The sequence below is a fragment of the Rhodobacter capsulatus genome (assembly GCF_005144475.1).
In the GTDB taxonomy this organism is placed as follows: domain Bacteria; phylum Pseudomonadota; class Alphaproteobacteria; order Rhodobacterales; family Rhodobacteraceae; genus Rhodobacter; species Rhodobacter capsulatus_C.
Genome location: NZ_SWJZ01000064.1, coordinates 57,069 through 64,266 on the forward strand (window position 1 = coordinate 57,069; position 7,198 = coordinate 64,266).

At 66.3% G+C, this 7,198-nt stretch carries 7 protein-coding genes; 4 read left to right on the forward strand and 3 right to left on the reverse strand.

What is annotated here, in order from left to right; genetic code table 11:
- The 4 genes from FBT96_RS14880 to FBT96_RS14895 are packed head-to-tail and all read left to right on the forward strand — an operon-like array spanning position 1 to position 2,022.
- A complete protein-coding gene (locus FBT96_RS14880; protein WP_346655944.1) occupies positions 1-384 on the forward strand; it encodes a chemotaxis protein CheW in 384 nt (127 codons plus the stop codon).
- On the forward strand, positions 381-1,259 hold the full coding sequence (locus FBT96_RS14885; RefSeq protein ID WP_136908011.1) for a CheR family methyltransferase: 879 nt from the start codon (positions 381-383) through the stop codon (positions 1,257-1,259). Before FBT96_RS14880 ends, FBT96_RS14885 begins: the two co-directional genes overlap by 4 nt.
- Positions 1,250-1,636, forward strand: a complete 387-nt coding sequence (locus tag FBT96_RS14890) for a response regulator (protein WP_136908013.1) — start codon at positions 1,250-1,252, stop codon at positions 1,634-1,636. Before FBT96_RS14885 ends, FBT96_RS14890 begins: the two co-directional genes overlap by 10 nt.
- Complete coding sequence (locus FBT96_RS14895) at positions 1,633-2,022, forward strand: hypothetical protein (protein WP_136908015.1); 390 nt, start codon at positions 1,633-1,635, stop codon at positions 2,020-2,022. The genes FBT96_RS14890 and FBT96_RS14895 overlap by 4 nt, the downstream gene beginning before the upstream one ends.
- Positions 2,023-2,223: 201 nt before the next feature.
- On the opposite strand, the gene FBT96_RS14900 is transcribed toward FBT96_RS14895, so the two are convergent.
- Genes FBT96_RS14900 through FBT96_RS14910 form a run of 3 tightly spaced genes read right to left on the reverse strand, consistent with a single transcriptional unit; the run spans position 2,224 to position 6,891 of the window.
- The gene (locus tag FBT96_RS14900; protein WP_136908017.1) at positions 2,224-2,739 is read right to left on the reverse strand and encodes a chemotaxis protein CheD; all 516 of its coding nucleotides are present in this window, start codon (positions 2,737-2,739) and stop codon (positions 2,224-2,226) included.
- 2 nt (positions 2,740-2,741) lie between these two features.
- On the reverse strand, positions 2,742-3,788 hold the full coding sequence (locus tag FBT96_RS14905; protein WP_136908018.1) for a protein-glutamate methylesterase/protein-glutamine glutaminase: 1,047 nt from the start codon (positions 3,786-3,788) through the stop codon (positions 2,742-2,744).
- A gap of 46 nt (positions 3,789-3,834) precedes the next feature.
- Positions 3,835-6,891: a methyl-accepting chemotaxis protein gene (locus tag FBT96_RS14910; RefSeq protein WP_136908020.1), complete on the reverse strand. Its 3,057-nt coding sequence runs from the start codon at positions 6,889-6,891 to the stop codon at positions 3,835-3,837.
- Positions 6,892-7,198: the final 307 nt, after the last annotated feature.

Here is a 7,198-nt window from a genome sequence, read left to right on the forward strand (position 1 = left end):
ATCATGTCCGTGCGCGAAATCCGCGGCTGGACCCGCGCGACGCCTCTGCCGCATGCGCCGATGCATGTGCGCGGCGTGATCAACCTGCGCGGCACCGTGCTGCCGGTGGTCGATCTGTCGGTCCGGCTCGGCATGGAACCGGTGGTGGGCGATGCCCGCAATGTCATCATCGTGGTGCAGGTGGGGTCGCAAACCGCGGGCCTGCTGGTCAACGCCGTCTCCGACATCCTGGCGCTGCCGCGCACCGAACTGCAGCCGCCGCCGGAACTGGCGGCCGATTGCGCCCACAGCTTCATCGAGGCGCTGACGATCGTCGACGGTCGCATGATCCGTGTGCTCGACCTCAGCGCGGTGTTGCCGGACGAGAACGCCGAGGCGGCATGACACAGCATCATCCCCACCTGGCGGTTCCCCCCGCTCCGAGCGAAAGCGAACTGACGGCGATCGCCCGCGTTCTCTATGAGCAGGCCGGGATCGTCCTTGCACCGGGGAAGACCTCGATGGTGCAGTCGCGGCTTGGCAAACGCCTGCGCGCTCTCGGCCTGAAGGACTATGGCAGCTACATCCGCCTGATCACGTCGGACGAGGGTCACGAGGAACGCCGTGCGATGGTCTCTGCCCTGACCACGAATGTCACGCAATTCTTCCGCGAGAACCATCACTTCGAGACCCTGCGCTCGACCACCCTGCCGCCGTTGATCGAACAGGCGCGTGCGGGCAAGAAAGTCAGGATCTGGTCGGCGGGGTGCTCGACCGGGCAGGAAGTGTTCTCGATCGCGATGGTGCTTGCCGACATGGCGCAGGATCTGGCCCGGCTCGACATCCGGTTGCTGGCCACCGACATCGATCCGCAGATGATCGCCCGCGGTCGCGCGGCGGTCTATGAAGAGAACACCCTCGCGACGATCCCGAAGCCGCTGCAACGCTTTGTCAGCGTCGAAAGCGACGGCGTGCATATCGTGCCGATGTTGCGCAACCTCGTGTCCTTTCGCGAGCTGAACCTGCACGACACGACCTGGCCGATGCGCGGCCGGTTCGACGTCGTCTTTTGCCGCAACGTCGTGATCTATTTCAGCCCGGAAGATCAGCTGCGCCTTTGGCGTCGCTTCGAATCGGTGCTCACTCCTGGCGGATGGCTCTTCGTCGGTCATTCCGAACGCATCCCGCTCGACCCGCCCTGCCAGCTCTCGACAGCCGGCATCACAACTTACAAGCTTCCCAAAGCGGAAAGCCCGATCGGAGGCCCGAAATGGCACTGAGAGATCAATTGAGGGTCATGGTCGTGGACGACATGTCCACCAGCCGAGGTCTGATCACGCAAGCGCTGGACGCGATGGGCATCCGTCAGGTCGGCTATGCGACCGACGGGCCGGGGGCGCTGCAAATCCTTGAAAAGACACCGGTCCATCTGGTGATCTCCGATTACAACATGCCCGGAATGGATGGGCTGCAGCTGCTGCACGCGCTGCGCACCAATCCGCGCACCAAGGGGCTCGGCTTCATCCTGATCACCGGCCGCGCCGATCGCGAGATCATCGACACCGGCAAGCGTCTCGGGATGAACAACTTCCTGAAAAAGCCGTTCACGCCGCAGGAGCTGCGCAGCTGCATCGAAGCCGTGGTGGGTCGGCTATGACTGACCTCCCCAGCATCGCATCCATCCCCATCGAGCGAAGAGATCTTCCGCTTGACGCCCTTGCCGCGCGCATCGGCGATGAACTCGACACGCTCGCCCGGCTCTCGTCGGAGGTGCAGCGCGCGATCTCGCTGTGCCATTTCGCCGATCACACCGACGCGGCCGCGATCCGCGGCTTGCAGGGGATCGACCGGATCACCCAGGCGCTGGAGGATCTCGGCCGTCTGATGTCCGCCGTGTCGACGGAAATGCCGCAAGACGTGAAGCTTCATGCCGTGCCGATCCTGTCGCGCCTGCGCCTGCACGAGCTGGCCACGAACCTCGACCCCGAGATGCAACGGCACGAGGTCCAGCAAGAAGAACAAGGGGAGATCCAGTGGTTCTGACGCCTTTCGAACCACCGGCTCTTCCCGCTGCGCCGCCGGTCGCCCAGATCGACCGCTGACGTCCCGAACCTGAGCGCCCAAGCGCACCGATGTCGACCTGCCGGTCGCGTCGGTGTTTTTTCTTTCTGCCATTCGACCCGGCCGGCATGGAAAAGCCCCGGATCGGCGTGGATCCGGGGCCTGTCTTGCCGTAACGGGCGTTCAGAACAGTTCGACGCCGTTGCCCGCCGCCTGCACCGGCGGGGTTTCGACGACGCGGGTCTCGCCCAGCAGCCGCTGCCGCGCCCGGCCGGTTCCGGGCCAGAACTCGACCCGGCGCGCCTGCGTCCCGCCCAGGCTCTGCCCGGTGCATTCGATCCCCTCGCGGCGCAGGAAATCGAGCACGAATTCCGCATTCTTCTGCCCGATGTCGGTCAGGCCCGCGATCATCCGCCCGCCGCCGAACACCTTTGCCTTCAAGCGCTTGCGATTGGCGCCATCCTTGATCAGCGCGTTGATCAGCAATTCCATCGCATTGACGCCGAAACGGGCGGAATTGAGCGAGGCCCCCGCGCCATCGGGCAACAGGAAATGGTTCATCCCGCCGACCTGACCGCTCTCGTCATAAAGGCAGGTCGCCACGCAGGACCCGAGAATGGTCGAGATTGACGCCTCTGCCCCCTTCGCGGTGATGAACTCGCCCTGCGCGATATGGAGGGTTTTATGATGTCCTGCCATGGTTATTCCCCCCGTGACGATTTGAACTGCATTTGACTGCCGGCACACAATTGCAACACCGACTGGGACATCTTGCCGATCGGCACTGCCTTTTCGGCGGCCCCGATCTCAAGCGCCGCGCGCGGCATGCCGAAGACGACACAGGTCGCCTCGTCCTGCGCAAGGCAGCGCGCCCCGGCCTGACGCAGGCGCTTCATCGCTTCCGCACCATCGCGTCCCATCCCGGTGAGCATCACGGACACCACCTTCTGCGCGATCGGCACGGCAGATTCAAACAGCACCTCGACCGAAGGCCGGTGGCCGTTGCGCTTGTCACTGGCGACAAGCTTGCAGCGCGGCGGATCTGCGGGGCTGACCGCCAGATGGTAATCGCCCCCCGGCGCCAGATAGACCTTGCCCGGCAAAAGCGGGGCCCCGTCGCGGGCAAGCTCGACCGTGGGCACCATCCGCCCATCCAGACGCCGGGCAAAACTGGCCAGGAAGCCCTCGGGCATGTGTTGGGTGATCAGGGTCGGCGGGCAGTTGCGCGGATAGCCCGAAAGCAGCGTTTCCAACGCATCCACCCCGCCGGTCGAAGACCCGATGAGCACGCATTTTCCATTCCACTTGAAGTCTTCGGCGGGCGCGATCTGCGCGCGCGGCCCCGGGCTGCGTAACCGCGCATTCGCCGCCGCGACCAGCAGTTCGGCCAGGTTCAGGAACGTGTCCGAGAGCCGGTCGAAGCTCGGCTTGCCGACGCATTCGACCGCGCCGAGCGACAGCGCTTCCAGCGCCGCGGCCGAGCCCTTCTGGGTCTCGGTCGAGATCATCACCACCGGCATCGGCCGCAGCCGCATCAGCTTTTCGAGAAATTCGAGCCCGTTCATCCGCGGCATCTCGACGTCAAGCGTCAGCACGTCGGGGGACAGGGCCTTGATCTTTTCCCGCGCCTCAAAGGGATCGCTCGCCTCGCCGACCACGACGATGCGCGGATCCGCGGCCAGCTTGGTCCGGATCAAGGCCCGAATGGTCGGGGAGTCATCGACGATCAGAACGCGTTTCGGTGTCATTTCATTTCCCGTTTATGGCGACGGTGCGCCCATTTTCGGTTCAGGTTCAAAAGTCGACCCATTCGCTCCCATCTTCGGCAATCGCGAGCGCGCCGCGACTGCGCGGCGGCGCGGAGGCTTTGGGCGGGCGCAGCTTCACGGCGGGCGCGACGACCGCAGGCGGCGTCACGACCACTTCGGCGGGCTCGGGCGCCCGGAAACGCGCCGTGGTGGCGGTCAGCGCCTGCACCCCGCGGCTGAGCGCCTGCGCGGCGGCGGTGGTTTCCTCGAACATCGCGGCATTTTGCTGTGTGACCTGATCCAGCTCGATCATCGCGCGGTTGATCTCCGACAGGCCGGTCGATTGTTCGCGCGCCGAGGAGGCGATCTTCGAGACCCGCCCGGAAATATCATTGACCGAGACCAGGATGCCATCCAGCGCCTGCCCCGTCTGACCGACCAGATCGACCCCGACCTGCACATGATCCGACGAGGCGCTGATCAGGCCGGAAATCTCCTGCGCCGCGGCCGAGGAGCGCTGCGCCAGCGCCCGCACCTCCGAGGCGACGACGGCAAAGCCGCGTCCGGCCTCGCCCGCCCGGGCGGCTTCGACGCCCGCGTTCAGCGCCAGCAGGTTGGTCTGGAAGGCGATATCTTCGATCACCCCGATGATGCGCGAAATCTTTTGCGACGATTCGGCGATTTCGCCCATGGCGGAAACCGCCTCCTGCACCACCCGCCCCGAGCTTTCGGCGCCGATCCGGGCCCGTTCGACCACCTGATCCGCCTCGGAAATGCTCGCCGTGGCGGCGCCGATCGAGGTGGTCAGCTGATCCAACGCGGTCACCGTCTCGGCCAGCGTCGCCGCCTGCCGTTCGGTGCGCTGGCTCAGATCCGAGGCGGCATTGGTGATCTCGCTCACCTCGCCATCGATGCTTTGCGCATTGTCGATCACCACCAGCATCGCCGCGCCAAGCGTGGTGGCGGCATTGTTGAAATCGGTCCGCAGCTGTTCGTATTCGGGCGGAAACCCCCGCACGATCCGGCTGCCCAGATCGCCCCGGGCCAGATCTTCCAGACCGACCCGCAAGGCCTCGACCACGCCGCGCTGCTCGGCCAGCATCGTCTCGTTGCGCGCCCGCGCCAGCTCCAGCGCCGATTGCGCCTCGGTGATGTCATTGGCGATCAACACGATCTTGAGCATGTTGCCCGCCCGGTCCGGCACCGGCGTGACGCTGCCTTCGGCCACCACACGCGCGCCATCGGCGCGGATCAGCGTGAACCGGCCGATCACCGGTTCCAGCCGTTCCAGCCGCGCCCAGAACCCGGCCAGCGCCCCCTCGCCCTCGATCAGGCCCGCATGGCTGCGCCCGGTCAGCGTCGCCTCGGTCTCGCCAAGCGCCGCAAGCAGATTGGCATTGCCGCGCGCCACCCGACCCGCGGGCGAAAATTCGAGCATCAGCTGCGTGCTGTCGAGCGCGCTCAGCAGCGCCCGGGTCATCCGCAGCTCGGTCACGTCGCGCCATTCGACGACAAAGCCCAGCTGCGCGCCATCGGGGGTGCGAATCTCGGAAAAATCGACGCCATAGCGCCCCTCGCCCACCGCGACATCGCGCCGGAACGGCAGTTGCGTCGGATCCTGCAGCCGCGCCTCGATCTCGGCGGTCAGCGGATAAAGCGCCGCAAGCGATTGCCCTACCAGTGTCCCGGCCTGAAGCTCGGGCTGACGGATACGGAAATCCGTCAGTTTCGCCTCCACCAGCTTGATCAGCGCCGTATTCACATAGGTGATGGTCAGATCGGAGCCGACCACCATCAGCGCCGCCGAGGAATTGCGAAACGCCGTCCCCTGCACCATCGCCGCGTGGCGCGTGGCTTCGGAGGCGGCCAGATCACCGCGCAGCGCCTCGACCGCCTGAGCGATCTCGCCGACCTCATCTTGCGATCCCGTCCCGGGCACGCGCAGCGCATGATCGCCCCGGCTGATCCGATTGACCGCCGCCGCCAGATCGTGCAGCGGACGGCCGATCCCGCGCGCCATCCAGGTCGAGATCGCCGCCAGAACGGCAATCAGCAAAGCCGCATTCACGCCAAGCTTCCGCGCCAGTTCCCGCGCCGGGGCGAACAATTCGCGGTCGGATTGTTCGACCACCAGCGCCATCGGACGCCCGAAAAGCTGCAACGGCGCATGAACGGCCAGAACGCTGCCACCGTCGACGCCCGTCTGCTCGATCCGCCCGGTTTCGCCCGCCAGCGCGGCCGTCACGGCGGGGGTTTGCACCGGCGTTCCGGGCGGGACGGCCGCGCCCGCGCGCAGCTGCGTCTGCAAGATCCCGCTGCCATCGACCAGATAGGCCTGCCCGGTATCGCCCAGCGATTGCGGGGCGGTGATCATCTGCAACAGCGGATCCAGTCGCGCCGCAAAGGCCAGAACGCCCAGCGAGACGCCTTCGGCGCTGCGCACCGTCTGCGCCAGATAGATGACCGGCGCACCGCCCGGCCCGGCAGCGACGAAATCGGAGATCTGCGGCACCTGATCGGGATTGGCCTGCGCCTTTGCGACAACCTGGGCCAGCGGGCTTTGCTGCAGCGCCGGATCGGTCAGATCGGCGGCAAATTCCGGCCCCTTGCGCAGCGAATAAAGCACCCGCCCCTTCGGATCGACAAAGAACAGATCGGCCAGACCGCGTTCCTTCGACTGCGTCACGAAACCCGGATGCGCGCGCCGGTGAATGATCCCGAAATCATTGATATCGCCTGCGAAATCAAGCTTCCAACGCTCTGCCTCGGGGTTCGGGTTGGTCTCGACCCAGGCATGGCGCAGATTGTCGGCCGCGCCCGCGCCAAGCATCTTCCAGGCGCCCGAAAAATCGCGCATCAACCGCGCGGTCCCCTGATTGCCCGCCATCGCCCGCAGTTCCGACTGCACCTGATCGGCCCAGCCCTGCGCGCCTTGCGTCCGCGTCTGCAGCGCATGTTCAAGACGCTGGCTGCCCTGCTCCAGCAGCAGGTTGCGCGCCTCACGGTAAGAGGAAACCCCCATCACCGCGAGCGCGCCCACGGCAATCGTCACCAGCATCAGGGGCAGCTTCAAGCGCAGCTTGAGGCTTTTGAGAAAGGGCATTCCGGATCTCCAGCGCAGCGCCCGGGCGGGCAAAACGAGGCCGTGCCCCGGGGCACTCGTTGGAACATGACCGGAACTTTTGAAGATTCACTTAAGCGAAACGGATGCTTGCGATCTTTTCTTGCGCAACGTCACACCGCCAGCCGCGCCCGCAGCAGCCCAAGACGGCGGGCGAATTCCGACCCACGCAGAGCCCCCGCCGCGATCCGTTCGGGCGCCCCCGCCGCGCGGTGCAACACCGCCGCGGCCTGCCACCCGCTCAGCGCCGCAAGCCGCGCCGCGGCGGGTGCCGTGCGCAGGGCCGCCT